Annotated in this window: 15 protein-coding genes; 8 read left to right on the plus strand and 7 right to left on the minus strand. The window is 71.5% G+C overall.

Going from position 1 to position 15,437, the window contains the following annotated elements; translation table 11 throughout:
• Positions 1-213: 213 nt before the first annotated feature.
• The gene (locus CCN35_RS15195; protein ID WP_067390767.1) at positions 214-864 is read right to left on the minus strand and encodes a DNA-3-methyladenine glycosylase; all 651 of its coding nucleotides are present in this window, start codon (positions 862-864) and stop codon (positions 214-216) included.
• A gap of 135 nt (positions 865-999) precedes the next feature.
• Between CCN35_RS15195 and CCN35_RS15200 the strand changes: the two genes are divergently transcribed.
• From CCN35_RS15200 to CCN35_RS15210, 3 genes are all read left to right on the plus strand, one after another.
• Positions 1,000-1,782 (plus strand): sporulation protein, encoded by a 783-nt coding sequence (locus tag CCN35_RS15200; protein WP_067390764.1) that lies wholly within the window; start codon positions 1,000-1,002, stop codon positions 1,780-1,782.
• Between the two features lie 43 nt (positions 1,783-1,825).
• Positions 1,826-2,365, plus strand: coding sequence for a YbhB/YbcL family Raf kinase inhibitor-like protein (locus tag CCN35_RS15205; protein ID WP_067390761.1), 540 nt, complete (start codon positions 1,826-1,828; stop codon positions 2,363-2,365).
• 158 nt (positions 2,366-2,523) lie between these two features.
• Positions 2,524-3,030, plus strand: a complete 507-nt coding sequence (locus CCN35_RS15210) for an HNH endonuclease (RefSeq protein ID WP_067390758.1) — start codon at positions 2,524-2,526, stop codon at positions 3,028-3,030.
• A gap of 138 nt (positions 3,031-3,168) precedes the next feature.
• Here CCN35_RS15210 and CCN35_RS15215 read toward each other — a convergent pair whose 3' ends face one another.
• The 3 genes from CCN35_RS15215 to CCN35_RS15225 form a co-directional block, all read right to left on the minus strand.
• Positions 3,169-4,107, minus strand: coding sequence for an SPFH domain-containing protein (locus CCN35_RS15215; RefSeq protein WP_067390755.1), 939 nt, complete (start codon positions 4,105-4,107; stop codon positions 3,169-3,171).
• Positions 4,108-4,249: 142 nt separating this feature from the next.
• Positions 4,250-4,681: an NfeD family protein gene (locus CCN35_RS15220; protein ID WP_086793119.1), complete on the minus strand. Its 432-nt coding sequence runs from the start codon at positions 4,679-4,681 to the stop codon at positions 4,250-4,252.
• 53 nt (positions 4,682-4,734) lie between these two features.
• Positions 4,735-5,532, minus strand: a complete 798-nt coding sequence (locus tag CCN35_RS15225; RefSeq protein WP_067390749.1) for an ABC transporter ATP-binding protein — start codon at positions 5,530-5,532, stop codon at positions 4,735-4,737.
• Between the two features lie 152 nt (positions 5,533-5,684).
• Here CCN35_RS15225 and CCN35_RS15230 point away from each other — a divergent pair, with 152 nt between their 5' ends.
• Positions 5,685-6,479 (plus strand): hypothetical protein, encoded by a 795-nt coding sequence (locus tag CCN35_RS15230; RefSeq protein WP_086793121.1) that lies wholly within the window; start codon positions 5,685-5,687, stop codon positions 6,477-6,479.
• 117 nt (positions 6,480-6,596) lie between these two features.
• Here the strand turns inward: CCN35_RS15230 and CCN35_RS15235 are convergent, their stop codons facing one another.
• Both CCN35_RS15235 and CCN35_RS15240 read right to left on the minus strand, forming a co-directional pair.
• On the minus strand, positions 6,597-7,235 hold the full coding sequence (locus CCN35_RS15235; RefSeq protein WP_067390744.1) for a response regulator: 639 nt from the start codon (positions 7,233-7,235) through the stop codon (positions 6,597-6,599).
• Entirely contained in the window at positions 7,228-8,373 is a 1,146-nt protein-coding gene (locus tag CCN35_RS15240; protein WP_067390741.1) for a GAF domain-containing sensor histidine kinase, read from the minus strand. Before CCN35_RS15240 ends, CCN35_RS15235 begins: the two co-directional genes overlap by 8 nt.
• A 271-nt stretch (positions 8,374-8,644) precedes the next feature.
• On the opposite strand from CCN35_RS15240, the gene CCN35_RS15245 reads away from it, so the two are divergent.
• From CCN35_RS15245 to CCN35_RS15255, 3 genes are all read left to right on the plus strand, one after another.
• Positions 8,645-9,340, plus strand: a complete 696-nt coding sequence (locus CCN35_RS15245) for an SDR family NAD(P)-dependent oxidoreductase (RefSeq protein WP_067390737.1) — start codon at positions 8,645-8,647, stop codon at positions 9,338-9,340.
• Positions 9,337-10,428 (plus strand): S-adenosylmethionine:tRNA ribosyltransferase-isomerase, encoded by a 1,092-nt coding sequence (locus CCN35_RS15250; protein WP_067390734.1) that lies wholly within the window; start codon positions 9,337-9,339, stop codon positions 10,426-10,428. Before CCN35_RS15245 ends, CCN35_RS15250 begins: the two co-directional genes overlap by 4 nt.
• Before the next feature lie 294 nt (positions 10,429-10,722).
• On the plus strand, positions 10,723-11,535 hold the full coding sequence (locus CCN35_RS15255) for a transglycosylase SLT domain-containing protein (RefSeq protein ID WP_067390731.1): 813 nt from the start codon (positions 10,723-10,725) through the stop codon (positions 11,533-11,535).
• A 98-nt stretch (positions 11,536-11,633) separates the two neighbouring features.
• Here the strand turns inward: CCN35_RS15255 and CCN35_RS15260 are convergent, their stop codons facing one another.
• Positions 11,634-14,147, minus strand: coding sequence for an ABC transporter ATP-binding protein/permease (locus CCN35_RS15260; RefSeq protein ID WP_201450826.1), 2,514 nt, complete (start codon positions 14,145-14,147; stop codon positions 11,634-11,636).
• Positions 14,148-14,390: 243 nt separating this feature from the next.
• Here CCN35_RS15260 and CCN35_RS15265 point away from each other — a divergent pair.
• The coding region (locus CCN35_RS15265; protein WP_245863184.1) for a streptophobe family protein at positions 14,391-15,437 on the plus strand (1,047 nt) is incomplete at its 3' end.

Raw genomic sequence — 15,437 nt, forward strand, 5'->3', positions numbered from 1 at the left:
CGGGCGCTTCCCTTCGGTGTTCACTACGTTAGCCGATTCTCCCCGGCGATTCATAATCGCCCTCCGCGGGATCGAATCCGGGCGCACGAGCGCACCAAACTCGCCCCCGCTCAGGGGGTGATCGGTGAGTAGTGGATTGGCCGCTCCGGCTGCAGGCAAGGGCCGTACCCGGTTCAGCGGCTCGGACTACGTTACGTACCTTCTCTCCGCAAGTCAACTTCGTCGGCGTCGGGGCACATGGGGGCGGTAGGGGCTCACCGTCGGATCGTCGGCGACCCAGAAGCGCCAGGGGTGGGCCTTCCCGCAGCCCCCCGCACCGGCGACCCCGACGCGGGGGCCGTTGCGTACCTGGTCGGGAGGTGTCGGGGTGCCGGTCAGGACGCGTACGGGGGTGTCGCCGGCGGCGCAGGCGTCGGTGCCGTCGAGGCTCCGGTCCACGTCCAGGGCCATGGCCAGGCGGGCGGGGCCCTTGGCGAGTTCCTTGTCGTTGCGGGCCGAGGGGCGGCGGACGCGGGCCAGCTCGGCGCCCTCGACGATCTCGCCGGCCCTGAGCAGGACTCCGCTCGCCCGGCCCTCCGGGCCGCACACCAGGTTCATGCAGTGCCACATGCCGTAGGTGAAGTAGACGTAGACGTGGCCGGGCGGGCCGAACATCACGCCGTTGCGGGCGGTGCGGCCGCGGTAGGCGTGGGAGCCCGGGTCGTTCGCGCCGTCGTAGGCCTCGACCTCGGTCAGGCGCAGGACGATCGGGCCGTCGGGGGTCGTCCGCACCAGAAGGCGGCCCAGCAGGTCGGGAGCGACCTCCAGGACGGGGCGGTCGAAGAACTCTCTGGGCAAGGGCGTACGGTCCGAGGGCGCGATCATGGCTTCCGAGCGTAATCCAGACGAATGGGCGCTCGTCCGTGTCCGGGGATCGTCCCCCTGTGCGGGGTACGGCCGCGGAACCGGGGGCGGTCGGACCGCGTGTACGGATCAGAAATTCACACCACAGGGAGAGTCATGGGGTTCAAGAAGCTGTTCGCGAGCCTCGGCGTCGGCGGTGCCTCGGTCGAGACGGTGCTGCATGAGCACAACGTCGTGCCGGGCGGGGTCGTCCAGGGGGAAGTGCACATCCAGGGCGGCACGGTCAACCAGCAGATCGAGGGGCTGTCGGTCGGGCTGCAGGCGCGGGTCGAGGTCGAGAGCGGAGACCAGGAGTACAAGCAGGACATAGAGTTCACCAAGGTGCAGATCGGCGGCGCCTTCGAGCTCCAGGCGGGGGCCGTGCACACGGTTCCGTTCGGACTGGAGATCCCGTGGGAGACGCCGATCACGATGATCGACGGGCAGGCCCTGCGGGGCATGCACGTCGGGGTGACCACGGAGCTGGCGATCGCGCGTGCCGTGGACTCGGGTGACCTGGACCCGATCAATGTGCACCCGCTGCCGGTGCAGAAGGCGATTCTGGACGCGTTCATCCGTCTCGGCTTCCGGTTCAAGAACGCGGATCTGGAGCGCGGGCACATCCGCGGGACGCGGCAGCGGCTGCCGTTCTACCAGGAGATCGAGTTCTACCCGCCGGCGCAGTACCGGGGGCTGAACCAGGTCGAACTGAGCTTCGTGGCCGACGAGCACGCCATGGACGTGGTGCTGGAGATGGACAAGAAGCCGGGGCTGTTCAGCGAGGGCAGCGACACCTTCCGGTCGTTCCAGGTGGGTCTGCACGACTTCCAGACGACCGACTGGGCGGCATATCTGCACCAGTGGATCGCGGAGGTCGGCAGCAAGCGCAACTGGTTCTAGGCTCGGGAGCCGAAAACCCGGAAACGATCAGGAGGTTACCGAGGTGACCGAGCTCAGGAGACGGCCGCTCCCCCACGACTTCCACCCGCCCGTGCCGTCGTTCACGGTCACGAGCGACGATGTCCAGGAGGGCGCGACGCTCCAGGAGGCCCAGCTCCACGCGGGCGGGAACATCTCGCCTCATCTGCGCTGGGAGGGCTTCCCCCCGGAGACCAAGAGCTTCGCCGTGACCTGCTACGACCCGGACGCCCCGACGGGCAGCGGGTTCTGGCACTGGGTGCTGTTCGACATCCCGGCCTCCGTGACGGAGCTGCCGACGGGTGCGGGCAGCGGCACGTTCGAGGGGCTGCCCGAGGGCGCCGTGCACGCGCGCAACGACTACGGGACGAAGGACTTCGGGGGCGCCGCACCGCCGCCCGGGGACGGACCGCACCGGTACGTCTTCACGGTGTACGCCGTCGACCAGGAGAAACTGGGCCTGGACTCGGACGCCACTCCCGCCGTGGTGGGCTTCAACCTGCGTTTCCACACGCTGGCGAGGGCCCAGCTGATCGGTGAGTACGAGAACCCCGCCAAGAGCTGACGCGGCCCGGTTCTCCGTTCACTGAACGTTTGCCCGTCTTCGGTCATGGAATTGATCGAAGGCGGGCATTTATTGCGTTGTCCCACCCCGGCGCGCCCGGCCAGAGTTGATCCAGCCCGCCGCGGGGGTGGGCCGATGCGCACGAGAGGTGGGCTGGAATGCGGGACACACTGGTGCTGAACGCGAGCTTCGAGCCGCTGTCGACGGTGACGCTGAAGCGGGCCATCGTGCTGGTGCTGCAGTCGAAGGCCGTGGTCGAGCAGGCGCACCCCGAACTGCGGATGCGGGCGGCATCGGTGGACATACCCGTGCCCCGGGTGATCCGGCTGTGCCGGTATGTACGGGTCCCCTTCCGAAGACAGGCCCCCTGGTCGAGACGGGGTGTGCTGGTGCGGGACCGGCACCGGTGCGCGTACTGCGGCCGGCGGGCGACGACCGTGGACCATGTGGTGCCGCGGTCGCAGGGCGGGCAGGACACCTGGCTGAACACGGTGGCCTCGTGCGCGGAGGACAACCACCGGAAGGCGGACCGGACTCCGGAGCAGGCGGGCATGCCGCTGCTGTGGGAGCCGTTCGAGCCCACGCCGACCGACGCGATGCTCCTGTCCCTGGGGCAGGAGGAGTTCGAGGCGCTGCCCTCATGGCTGGTCCGGCCGGCCGCCTGACGGCCCTGCGGCTCGGGGCGGGAGGGTCCTGCGAGCGGCGGGAGGGCCCTGCGGGCGGTACGGGCCCGCCCTTCCCGTCTCCTGTGGTCTCCCGTGGCCGTGAAGCCGGGCCCGCCGCGGGAGGCGGGGCCGGCCCGCTCAGTCGATGGACGGCTTCTCGCGGCGCTCGGTGCTCGCACCGGCGTCGCCCGCGCCTCCGCTCCGGGCGCTGAAGTTCCCGATGGCGCCGGACAGGCCCTTGAGGGCCTCGCCGATTTCGCTGGGGACGATCCAGAGCTTGTTGGCGTCGCCCTCGGCGATCTTGGGGAGCATCTGGAGGTACTGGTAGGACAGCAGCTTCTGGTCCGGGTCGCCGGCGTGGATCGCCTCGAAGACCGTGCGGACGGCCTGGGCCTCGCCCTCGGCGCGCAGGGCCGCGGCCTTGGCCTCACCCTCGGCCCGGAGGATCTGGGCCTGCTTCTCGCCCTCGGCGCGCAGGATCTCGGACTGCCGGACACCCTCGGCCTGGAGAATCGCGGCGCGCTTGTCACGGTCGGCGCGCATCTGCTTCTCCATCGAGTCCTGGATGGAGGTCGGGGGCTCGATGGCCTTGAGCTCGACGCGGTTGACGCGGATGCCCCACTTGCCGGTGGCCTCGTCGAGGACGCCGCGCAGGGCCGCGTTGATCTCCTCGCGGGAGGTCAGGGTGCGCTCGAGGTCCATGCCGCCGATGATGTTGCGCAGGGTGGTGACGGTGAGCTGCTCGATGGCCTGGATGTAGCTGGCGACCTCGTAGGTGGCGGCGCGGGCGTCGGTCACCTGGTAGTAGATGACGGTGTCGATGTTGACGACCAGGTTGTCCTGGGTGATCACCGGCTGCGGCGGGAAGGGGACGACCTGCTCACGCAGGTCGATGCGGTTGCGGATGGTGTCGATGAACGGGACGACGATGTTGAGGCCCGCGTTCAGCGTCCGTGTGTAGCGGCCGAAGCGCTCGACGATGGCAGCGCTCGCCTGCGGGATGACCTGGATGGTCTTGATCAGGGCGATGAAGACCAACACCACCAGAATGATCAGGACGATGATGACCGGTGCCATCGTTGCTGCCCGTACCCCTTCTCCGCCTCGGCTCTTTCGGAAGATCTTGTGGCTGTTGAAGATCTTGGCGGGTCGAGTCTGACAGACCGTCAGGCACCTTGTAAGGTGTTCGACCCACTTGCGTCGCCGCCCGGTGGGACGGTCACATGACGATGGCGGTGGCCCCCTCGATGTCCACGACGTCCACCTGTTCGCCGACTTCGTAGACGCGGTCGGTGTCGAGTGCGCGTGCCGACCAGATCTCCCCGGCGAGCTTGACACGGCCGCCCGAGCCGTCGACGCGTTCGAGCACGACGGCCTGCCTGCCCTTCAACGCGTCGACACCCGTGGCCAGTTCGGGACGCTGCCGGTTGTGCCGGGCGGCGATGGGCCGGACCACGGCGATGAGGGCGACGGAGACCACGACAAAGGTGAGCACCTGGGCGACGATGCCGAAGCCGAAGCCCGCGACGACCGCGGCGGCGACAGCGCCCACCGCGAACATGCCGAACTCCGGCATCGCGGTCACCACGAGCGGAATTCCGAGCCCTACCGCACCGACCAGCCACCACACCCATGCGTCGATGTTGTCCACATGTTCATGGTAAGCCGCGGCCGACGACGACGGACAGAGTGCGGCAAAGGGGATCAGGACAACGGCAGGCCCTGGGCGGTCCAGCGGTCGCCGACCTGTTCGACGACGAGCGGGAGACCGAAGCACAGGGAGAGGTTGCGGGAGGTGAGTTCGAGCTCCAGGGGGCCGGCGGTCAGGACCTTGCCCTGGCGGATCATCAGAACGTGGGTGAAGCCCGGGGCGATCTCCTCGACATGGTGGGTGACCATGATCATCGAGGGGGCGATCGGGTCGCGGGCGAGCCGGCCGAGACGGCGGACCAGGTCCTCGCGGCCGCCGAGGTCGAGGCCGGCGGCGGGCTCGTCGAGCAGGAGCAGCTCGGGGTCGGTCATCAGGGCGCGGGCGATCAGGGTGCGCTTGCGCTCGCCCTCGGACAGGGTGCCGAACTTCCGGTCGAGGTGCTCGCTCATCCCGAGGCGGTCGAGGAAGGCGCGGGCACGCTGCTCGTCGATGTCCTCGTACTCCTCCTGCCAGCCGGCGGTCATGCCGTAGGCGGCGGTGAGCACGGTCTGCAGCACGGTCTGGCTCTTGGGGAGCTTCTCGGCCATGGCGATGCCGGCCATGCCGATGCGGGGGCGCAGCTCGAAGACGTCGGTGCCGGGCCTGCCGAGGGTCTCGCCGAGGACGGTGACCGTGCCGCGGGTGGGGAAGAGGTAGGTCGAGGCGATGTTCAGCAAGGTGGTCTTGCCGGCGCCGTTGGGGCCGAGGATGACCCAGCGCTCGCCCTCCTTGACCGACCAGGAGACCTGGTCCACCAGAGCCCGGCCCTCACGGATCACGGATACGTCCTGAAGCTCCAGAACATCGCTCATGAGCGCGTTGTCTCCCCTTGCAGTGTGCCGCCGGTCTCGGCCGTCGCGTACGCCTGTGGCTCGGTCCGCCGCGCCGGTGGGCGCAGCCCTCCACGAATCTACGCCACGAGCCGGGCGGGGCTGCCCATCGGTCCTCTCCTTAGGGTGGAGACATGCTCTCGGAACCGCGTTCTGGACGCCTCACCGCTTGGGGAAATGCCCTTTTGTCCGGATATGTATCGCCGGACGACGCCGTGCTCGCCGTGGTCGGTGAGGATGCCGTCCATCGCGTGGAGGGGCTTCCCGGGGAATCGGGACCGGTCGGGCTCACGCTGGCCCTGGGACGGCTGCGGACGCTCGGGGTGACGGCGCTGCGGGTGGCGCTGCCCGTGCCGGGGCATCCGCTGGGGCTGAGCGGGCCGCCGGAGTTCAATGCACGGGCGCTGGAAGCCGAGGAGGCGGTGATCTGCCATGGGGCTGCTTTCGGGCTGGTGCCTCTGGTGCACGAGGCGGGACCCGAGGGAGACGTGCACACCGAGGTGGTGTGGCATGTGCTGCCCGCGCGACAGGCCCCGCCGGCCGATGTGCCGTCGCTGGGCGAGGCCGAACGGGAGCTGGCGGAGGCGCTGCGGGAGGCCACGGAGGCGCTGACCCGGCTGGACGTGGCCGGGTCGGGGCCGGTGGCGCGGGCCGCGATCGACGCGTACCGGGCCCGGGCCGAGGAGGGGAAGGGCCGGGAGGCGCTGGCGCCCGGGTATCCGCCGCGGGCGGCGCGGGTGCTGGAGCTGGCACGGCGCGTGGGGCTGCTGGTGTCGCTGGCGCACGAGAACGGGCACGGGGGCGCGGTGAGCGCGTTCGAGATGGGGGCGCGCGGGGAGGTGCTGCGCATGGTGGAGCGGACGGCCCGGCGGGCGCGGGTCGCGGCGTACAACTCCGTTGTGGAGGAGCGGGAGAAGGGCGTGCGCTGAGCGCGGGGCGCGCAGGCGCCCGGCGGTGCGCCGCGGGCGGGAGTGCCGCCCGCGCTCCCGGGTGCCGTCCGCGCCGCCCCGCGGCACGCCTGCCCACGGGGCGGCCGTCCGTGGGGGTTACTCGACTCCGTGGCGCACCGCCCACAGGGCGGCCTGGGTGCGGTCGGAGAGGTCCAGTTTCATCAGGATGTTGGAGACGTGGGTCTTGACGGTCTTCTCGGAGAGGACCAGGGCCCGGGCGATCTCGCGGTTGGAGCGGCCGTCGGCGATCAGGGCGAGGACCTCGCGCTCCCGTTCCGTCAGGGAGGTCCCGCGGCCCTGACCGGTGCCGTTCTCCTCCTGGGACAGCAGGGCGTTCGCCACCTCCGGCTGGAGCAGGACGTGACCGGCGTGCACCGAGCGGATGGCCCCGGCGAGCGCGTCGGGGTCCACGTCCTTGTAGACGTACCCGGCGGCGCCCGCGCGCAGGGCCGGGACGACCGTGCGCTGCTCGGTGAAGCTGGTGACGATCAGCACACGCGCGGGGTTGCCGAGCTCGCGGAGCCGGCGCAGCGCCTCGACGCCGTCCAGGACGGGCATCCTGACGTCCATGAGGACGACGTCGGGCCTCAGTTCCTCGGCCTGGGCGACACCCTCGGCGCCGTCGGCCGCCTCGCCCACGACCTCGATGTCGTCCTGCACCTCCAGGAAGGTGCGCAGGCCCCGGCGGACCACCTGGTGGTCGTCGACGAGCAACACCTTGATCGGTTCAGCCACCGGGGACCTCCATCTCGATCGTGGTGCCCTTGCCGGGCGCCGATTCCACCGTCAGCCGGCCGCCGACACCGCTCGCCCGGTCCCGCATGGAGACCAGGCCGAGGTGACGGCCGGCCCGGCGCACCGCCATGGGGTCGAAGCCGATGCCGTCGTCGGTGATCCGCAGAACGGCGCCGCGGCCGCGCCGCTCCAGGACGACGTCGACGTGCTTCGCCTGTGCGTGCCGCAGCGCGTTGTGCAGGGCCTCCTGGGCGACGCGGAGCGTGGCCTCCTCCTGGGCGGACGGCAGGGCGCGCACCCCGCGGGCGGTGAAGGTGACACGCGCGCTGTGGGCGCGGTCGAGGACCTGGACCTGGGTGCGGAGGGTGGCGACCAGCCCGTCCTCGTCGAGGGCCGCGGGGCGCAACTCCACGACGGCGGCGCCCAGTTCGTCGGCCGCCTCGGCGGCGAGGGCGGCCACCTGCTGCAACTCGTCCTTGGCGCGCACCGGATCGCGGTCGATGAGGGCGGCGGCGGCCTGCGCGGTCAGCCGCAGGGAGAACAGCTTCTGGCTGACCGCGTCGTGCAGTTCGTGGGCGAGGCGGGAGCGCTCCTCGGCGATGGTCAGTTCGCGGCTGCGTTCGTAGAGACGGGCGTTGGTGAGGGCGATCGCGGCGTGCTGGGCGAGGATGGAGAGCAGTTGCTCGTCCTCCTCGGTGAAGCCGCAGCCGCCGTCGGGCTTGGGGCAGCGCTTGTTCGCCAGGAACAGCGCGCCGAGGACCTCGTCGCCGTCGCGGATCGGCAGGCCCAGGAAGTCGGACAGCTCCGGGTGGGCGGCCGGCCACCCCTCGAAGCGCGGGTCCTTGCGCACGTCCGCGAGACGCTCGGCCTTGGCCTCGCGCAGCATCGCGGCGAGGACGCCGTGCTGGCGCGGCAGCGGGCCGATGGCCCGCCACTGCTCGTCGCTGACCCCGTCGACCACGAACTGGGCGAAGCCTCCGTGGTCGTCCGGTACGCCGAGAGCGGCGTACTGCGCGTCGAGCAGCTCGCGTGCCGAGACGACGATCGTCTTCAGGACGTCGCGGACCTCGAGATGCCTGCTCATGGCCAGCAGCGCGGAACTCACCGCGGCGAGGCCGGACGGAGGACCTTGGCTCATGTCCTCACGGTACCGGCGGGTTCCGACGGCGCGGATCGGCCCCGTGACGGCCCCGGCCGGGCCTGTGGTCCTAGGTCCGCGGGCCGAGGGCGGACGGTCCCGGACCGGGGAACCGGGTCGTCCGCCCTACGGCGAAGAGCCCTGCCGGTCTGCGGCCCGCGTCCGAGGCGGCGCCCGGGGCGCCGTTCCTACGGTGAGCGGCGCGCCGGTCCGGCGGCGCACCGGGACGATCCGGCGGCAAGGACCGGGTCATGGACGAGGGACGGGTGTCATGCCGGTAGCGATCATCACAGGAGCCTCGAAGGGGCTGGGGCGTGCGCTGGCCGAGGCCCTGGCCGCACAGGGCTGGGACCTGGTGCTCGACGCCAGGAACGCCCGGGTGCTGGGGGAAGCGGCCCGGGCCGTCTCCGCACGGGGCACACGGGTGGAGGCCCTGCCCGGGGACGTCACGGACGCCGGGCACCGGGCCGGGCTGGTGGCGGCGGCGCGCAGGCTGGGCGGGGTCGACCTGCTGGTGCACAACGCGAGTGCGCTGGGCGCGGAGCCGCTCGTGCGGCTGGCCGAGCTGCCCCTGGAGGGGCTGCGCCGGGCGCTGGAGGTGAACACGGTCGCCGCCCTGGGCCTGGTGCAGGAGGCGCTGCCGGCGCTGCGGGAGGCGGAGCGGGGCGCGGTGATCACGGTGAGTTCGGACGCGGCCGTCGAGGCGTACGAGACCTGGGGCGGCTACGGGGCGTCGAAGGCGGCGCTGGACCATCTGGCGGCGGTGCTCGCCAGGGAGGAGCCGGGGCTGCGGGTGTGGGCGGTGGACCCGGGGGACATGGACACCGACCTGTACGCGGCGGCCGTACCGGACGACGACGCCCCGCGTCCGGCGCCGAAGGAGGTGGTGCCGGCGTTCCTGCGGCTGCTGGCGAAGCGCCCGGCCAGCGGCCGCTACAGCGCCTCCGCCCTGCTGGAGGAGCGGTGACCCTGGCCGTGCGGGTCCCGCGGGAGCTGTCGGCACGGGTGCCGGTCGAGCAGCGGGGGCCCGGGCTGGACCGGGACGCGGTGCGGCTGCTGGTGTCGCGCGGCACCGAGGTGTCGCACCACGTCTTCCGGGAGCTGCCGCGGCTGCTGCGCGCCGGGGACCTGCTCGTGGTGAACACCTCCCCCACGCTGGCCGCCGCGGTGGACGGGCGGATCGGGCGCACGGACGTGGTGGTGCACTTCTCCACGCGCGGGGACGACGGCCGCTGGGCGGTGGAGCTGCGGGAGCCGGACGGGCGGGGGACCACGCGCGCGCGTGCGGCCGCGCCCGTGCCGGGAGAGGTGGTGGTGCTGCCCGGGGGCGTGCGGCTGACGCCGGAGGAGCCGCTGAGCGCACACAGCGCGCGGCTGTGGTGGGCGCGGGTGGCGGGGCCCTCGGTGCTCGGGATGCTGCGGGTGCACGGGCGGCCCATTCGTTACTCCTACACGGAGCGGGACCAGCCCCTGTCCGTCCACCAGACGGTGTTCGCGGTGCCGTCGGCCGACGGCTCGGGCAGTGCGGAGATGCCGAGCGCGGCACGGCCCTTCACCGGGCGGCTGGTGGCCCGGCTGGTGAGCCGGGGGGTGCTGTTCGCACCGGTCGTCCTGCACACGGGTGTGGCCTCGGCCGAGGCGCACGAGCCGCCGTATCCGGAGCGGTTCTCGGTGCCCGGGGCATCGGCCCGGCTGATCAACGGCGTACGGGCGGGCGGCGGCCGGGTGATCGCGGTGGGGACCACGGCGGTGCGGGCCGTGGAGTCGGCGGCCGGGCCGGACGGCGTGGTCCGGGCGGCCTCGGGGTGGACCGATCTCGTGGTGACGCCCGAGCGCGGCGTGAGGGTCGTGGACGGGCTGCTGACCGGGCTGCACGAGCCGGAGGCCTCGCATCTGCTGATGCTGGAGGCGGTCGCGGGCCGGGAGGCGGTCGACCGCGGCTACGAGCAGGCCGTCCGGGGCCGCTATCTCTGGCACGAATTCGGTGACGTGCACCTCGTTCTTCCGGCGGAGAACCCTCACCGAGAGCATTGCGACGGCAACTCCGCGTCATGAGAACCCGCCTCCGATGTGAAGAGGCGCATAGGGCACACATCACGTACGAAGCAGCTTAGGAGGTACGGAAGCCCCATATGAACGGGACAGATGGACCCATCTGTCCCGTTTTGTCTGTTCCCGTTCTCCTATCCGGCTTCGTACTTCACGTCTTTGCCCGCCGATTTTGCGGCCGCTAAGAATGGCTCCCGTCGCTCAGCGCCGCGGATCTCTGCTCGCGGCTTGTGCGCGGGGAGGGCCCCTTCCCGCAGTCCGGAGAGCGACCTCCGTGCTACTCGAAGAGGTCCATTCGTCATGCCCGCACACTTCCGTGCCCGTGCCCTCGGCCGTGCTCTGACCGCGCGCCGCAAGTGCGCCGTCGCCGGCAGCGCCGTTCTCGGTGCCGCCGCTCTGGCCGTCTCCGCCGTGCCCAGCCAGGCCCAGCCGGCAACCGGCACCGCCGCCGTCGCCGCGGCCCCGGTGCAGCTCGGCACCCAGCCGATCGAGGGGGTCAAGGCCGGGGTCACCGACCAGCTGGCCCGTGACAGCGTGAAGATCCAGGCCATCGAGGCCAGGCAGCAGGCCGCCCGGGCCGCCGCCAAGAAGGCGGTCGCCGAGAAGGCCGCGGTCGAGAAGACGGCCGCCCATGCCGCCGGCAAGGCCGTGGCCAAGAAGGCCGCCGTCGACAAGGCGGCCGTCAACAAGGCCGTCGTCAAGAAGGCCCGGGCCGCGCACCAGGCCGAGCAGGCCGCGAGCCGGTCCGCCGCACGCCCGCAGGCGCAGAAGACCGCCGCCCCCACCAGCTACCCCAACAACCTGGACGGCTGGATCCGGGAGTCGCTGGCCATCATGAAGAAGCACAACATCCCCGGCACCTACCAGGGCCTGTACCGGAACATCATGCGGGAGTCCTCGGGCAACCCCTACGCCATCAACAACTGGGACATCAACGCCCGCAACGGCGTCCCCTCCAAGGGTCTGCTCCAGGTGATCCCGCCGACCTTCAAGGCCTACCACGTGCCGGGCACCTCGTGGAACATCTACGACCCGGTCGCCAACATCACCGCCGCCGCCAACTACGCGGCTCACCGGTACGGCTCGATCGACAACGTCTACGGCGCGTACTGACCGGCGCACCGGGGCCGGCCCGAGCCCCGGACACGACGCACGAGGGGCGGCACCCGCTGCGGGTGCCGCCCCTCGGCGTCCTGCACGCTCCTGTGCGGTTACTTGCGCATGACCTCCGGCTCGTGGCGGCGCAGGAAGCGCGCCACCAGGAAGCCGCACACCACTCCGAGGGCGAGCAGCGCGGCCATGTCGATGCCCCAGGCCGACGCCGTGTGGTCCCACAGCGGGTCGGTGCTGGACGGGTCGTCGGTGTTCGGGGAGATCTTGTTGAAGTCCAGCGTGGTGCCGGCGGCGGCCACCGCCCAGCGCGACGGCATCAGATACGAGAACTCGTTGACGCCGACGGTGCCGTGCAGGGTGAACAGGCAGCCGGTGAACACCACCTGGACGATCGCGAACATCACCAGCAGCGGCATGGTCTTCTCCGCGGTCTTCACCAGCGAGGAGATGACCAGGCCGACCATCATCGAGGTGAAGCCGAGCGCCATGATCGGCAGGCACAGCTCGAACAGCGTCGCGTTGCCCAGGATCAGCCCCTCCTCCGGGATCTCACGGCTGGAGAAGCCGATGAGGCCGACCATCAGGCCCTGCAGCACGGTGATGACACCGAGCACGACCACCTTGGACATCAGATACGCCGAGCGGGACAGGCCGGTGGCGCGTTCCCGTTCGTAGATGACCCGTTCCTTGATCAGCTCACGGACGGAGTTCGCGGCTCCCGCGAAGCAGGCGCCGACCGCGAGGATCAGCAGCACCGTGGTCGCCGTGCCGTTCGGGACGGGCACACCGGTCTTCGGGTTGACCGGGTTGACCAGCAGCCCCTTGTCGTGGTCGATGAGCAGGCTGACCGCGCCGAGCACCGCCGGCAGGATCACCGTCAGCGCCATGAAGCCCTTGTCGGAGGCGATCACCGCCATGTACCGCCGGATCAGGGTCATCAGCTGCGAACCCCAGCTCTGCGGCTTGGGCGGCTTGACGGCCTGGGGCGGAGGCATGTGCGCGGACTGCGGGGCGACCGCGTCGATCTCCGCGGCGTACATCTGGTAGTGCTGCGAGCCCTTCCAGCGGCCCGCCCAGTCGTAGTCGCGGTAGTTCTCGAAGGCGGAGAACACATCGGCCCAGCTGTCGTAGCCGAAGAAGTTCAGCGCCTCCTCCGGCGGGCCGAAGTAGGCCACGGAACCGCCCGGCGCCATCACCAGCAGCTTGTCGCACAGCGCCAGCTCGGCCACCGAGTGGGTGACGACGAGGACGGTGCGGCCGTCGTCGGCCAGGTCCCGCAGCAGCTTCATGACGTCGCGGTCCATGCCCGGGTCGAGACCGGAGGTCGGCTCGTCCAGGAAGATCAGCGACGGCTTGGTGAGCAGCTCCAGGGCCACCGACACACGCTTGCGCTGGCCGCCGGAGAGGGAGGTGACCTTCTTGTCCTTGTGGACGTCCAGCTTCAGCTCGCGCAGCACCTCGTCGATGCGGGCCTCGCGCTCGGCGGCCGTGGTGTCGGCCGGGAAGCGGAGCTTGGCCGCGTACTTCAGCGCCCTCTTGACGGACAGCTCCTTGTGCAGGATGTCGTCCTGCGGGACCAGACCGATGCGCTGACGCAGCTCGGCGAACTGCTTGTAGAGGTTCCGGCCGTCGTAGAGGACCTCGCCCTGGTCGGCGGGCCGGTAGCCGGTGAGCGCCTTGAGCAGGGTCGACTTGCCGGAGCCGGACGGGCCGATGACCGCGATCAGCGACTTCTCCGGCACGCCGAAGGAGACGTCCTTGAGGATCTGCTTGCCGCCGTCGACCGTGACGGTCAGATGACGGGCGGAGAAGGTCACCTCACCGGTGTCGACGAACTCCTCCAGCCGGTCGCCGACGATCCGGAACGTCGAGTGGCCGATGCCGACGATGTCGTTCGGGCCGAGCTGCACCGAGCCGCCCTTGGGGATCGGCTGGCCGTTGACGTACGTGCCGTTGTGCGAGCCGAGGTCGCGGATCTCGAAACGGCCGTCGGGCGTGGCGTGGAACTCCGCGTGGCTGCGGGAGACCTGGAGGTCGGAGACCACCAGGTCGTTCTCCAGGGCACGGCCGATGCGCATCACCCGGCCGAGCGAGAACTGGTGGAAGGTGGTGGGACTGCGGTCACCGTGCACGGGCGGCGCACCGGCACCGGAGCCGGGGCCCTGCTGGTGCGGGATCGACGGTGCCTGCGGTGCCTGCGGTCCCTGCTGGTGCTGCCAGCCGGCCTGCGGAGCCTGCCGCGCCCCGCCGGGGGCGGCGCCCTGGGCGGCGGCGTGCGGCTGCTGCTGAGGCTGGGCCTGCGGCGCGCCCATGGCGGCCGCGGCGACGGAGAAGCTCAGTCGCGGCCCGTCGGTCGCGTTGCCGAGATGGATCACCGTGCCGGAGCCGATCTCCCACTGCTGGATCCGTTGGCCCTGCACATACGTGCCGTTGGTGCTGCCCTGGTCCTCGATGACCCAACTGCGGCCGTTGAAGCCGACCACGGCGTGACGCCAGGAGACCCTGGCGTCCTCGAACACTATGTCGCCCTGCGGATCACGTCCCAGGGCGTAGGTCCTGGACGGGTCGAGCGTCCAGGTTCGTCCATTGGTTTCCAGTACGAGTTCCGGCACTCCAAGCCCCACTGAGTTGTCCCCCGAGTTACCCCCGTCGCAGGGAGTCTAGGGATGTCGAACATCGTGAGGAACTATTTCAGGATCTCGCCGCTGACCGAAATCCGGGGCTTGCGACATGTGCGTACGTCCGCTTCGAGCGCTTTTTCACCGACGGGCGCCGAAAGCCGGCCGTAGAGTGGTATTCCCCGCAAGGGGGGACATGCGCGGCGCCGTGCCGCGCCGCGGATCGGGGGGTCTGCCATGAGCGCTGCCGCAAAAACCGGAACCGCGAGGCGCGGTGCGCATCTGCCCTGGCCGGACATCCTGCTGTCCGCGGTCGCCTCCGTGAGCTGGGCGTCGATCGGCATGGTGGGCACGGCGGCGCTGGGACTGCATCTGCTGGGGGCCGGCTCGGCGGGGCCGCTCGGCCCCATGACCGCCGCGGTGGTGGCCCTGGGGGCCGGCGGTTCGGTCACGCCGTCCGCCGGGATGTCCGCGTTCGGCGCGAAGGGCGTCGAGGTCCACACCGCCCTCCGGATCACGCCACTGGGGGTGGGCCTGGTCGGTGCGCTGCTGCTGTCGTGGTTCTTCCTGCGCTCCCTGCGCACGGCGGGCGCGGTGGTCTCCCCGGCCGAACTCCTCGCCCGGGCGGGCGCGGTGACGGCACTGTTCACGGCGATGCTGGGCGGGCTTGCCTGGGCCGGGCACGGGGTCGTCACGCTCGACGGGGACGTGCTCGCGCCGGAGGGCGAGCCGGGGGACGTGCGCATTCCCGGGCTGGAGGGCCTGGGGGACGTCGGCGGTCTGCTCCCCGGCGGCATCGGCGAGCTCATCGGGGCCAGGACGACGGTCGGCTTCGCCGTCGACACGGCGCCGACCCTGCTGGGCGGGCTCGGCTGGTCGGCCGGGATCCTGCTGATCGCCCTGCTGGCCTCGCGCCGCACACCGCTGCCGCAAGGCTGGGACGCCGTGCACCGGGTGGTGCGGCCGGCCGTGTCCGCGCTGGTCACCGTGCTGCTGCTCGCGGTGGCCGCGGGTGCGGCGACGGCGGTGTACGCGGCGGCCGGCGACGCCCGTCCCCGGCGCGTCCTGGGCGCCGCGCTGCTCGGTGTGCCCAACGGGGTATGGCTCGGTGTCCCGGTGGGCCTGTCCGTCCCCTTCGACGGCAGGGCGACCGGCGAGGCGGCCGCGTTCCTGCCCGCTCCCCTGGACAGGGTCCTGACCGTGTCCTCCGGCCAGCCGGTCACCCTGTCCCGGCTGGCCGAACTGAACGGCCGGGTCTGGCTGCTGGGGGTGGCGGCGGCGCTG

The organism is Streptomyces thermovulgaris, from assembly GCF_002155915.1.
Classification (GTDB): domain Bacteria; phylum Actinomycetota; class Actinomycetes; order Streptomycetales; family Streptomycetaceae; genus Streptomyces; species Streptomyces thermovulgaris.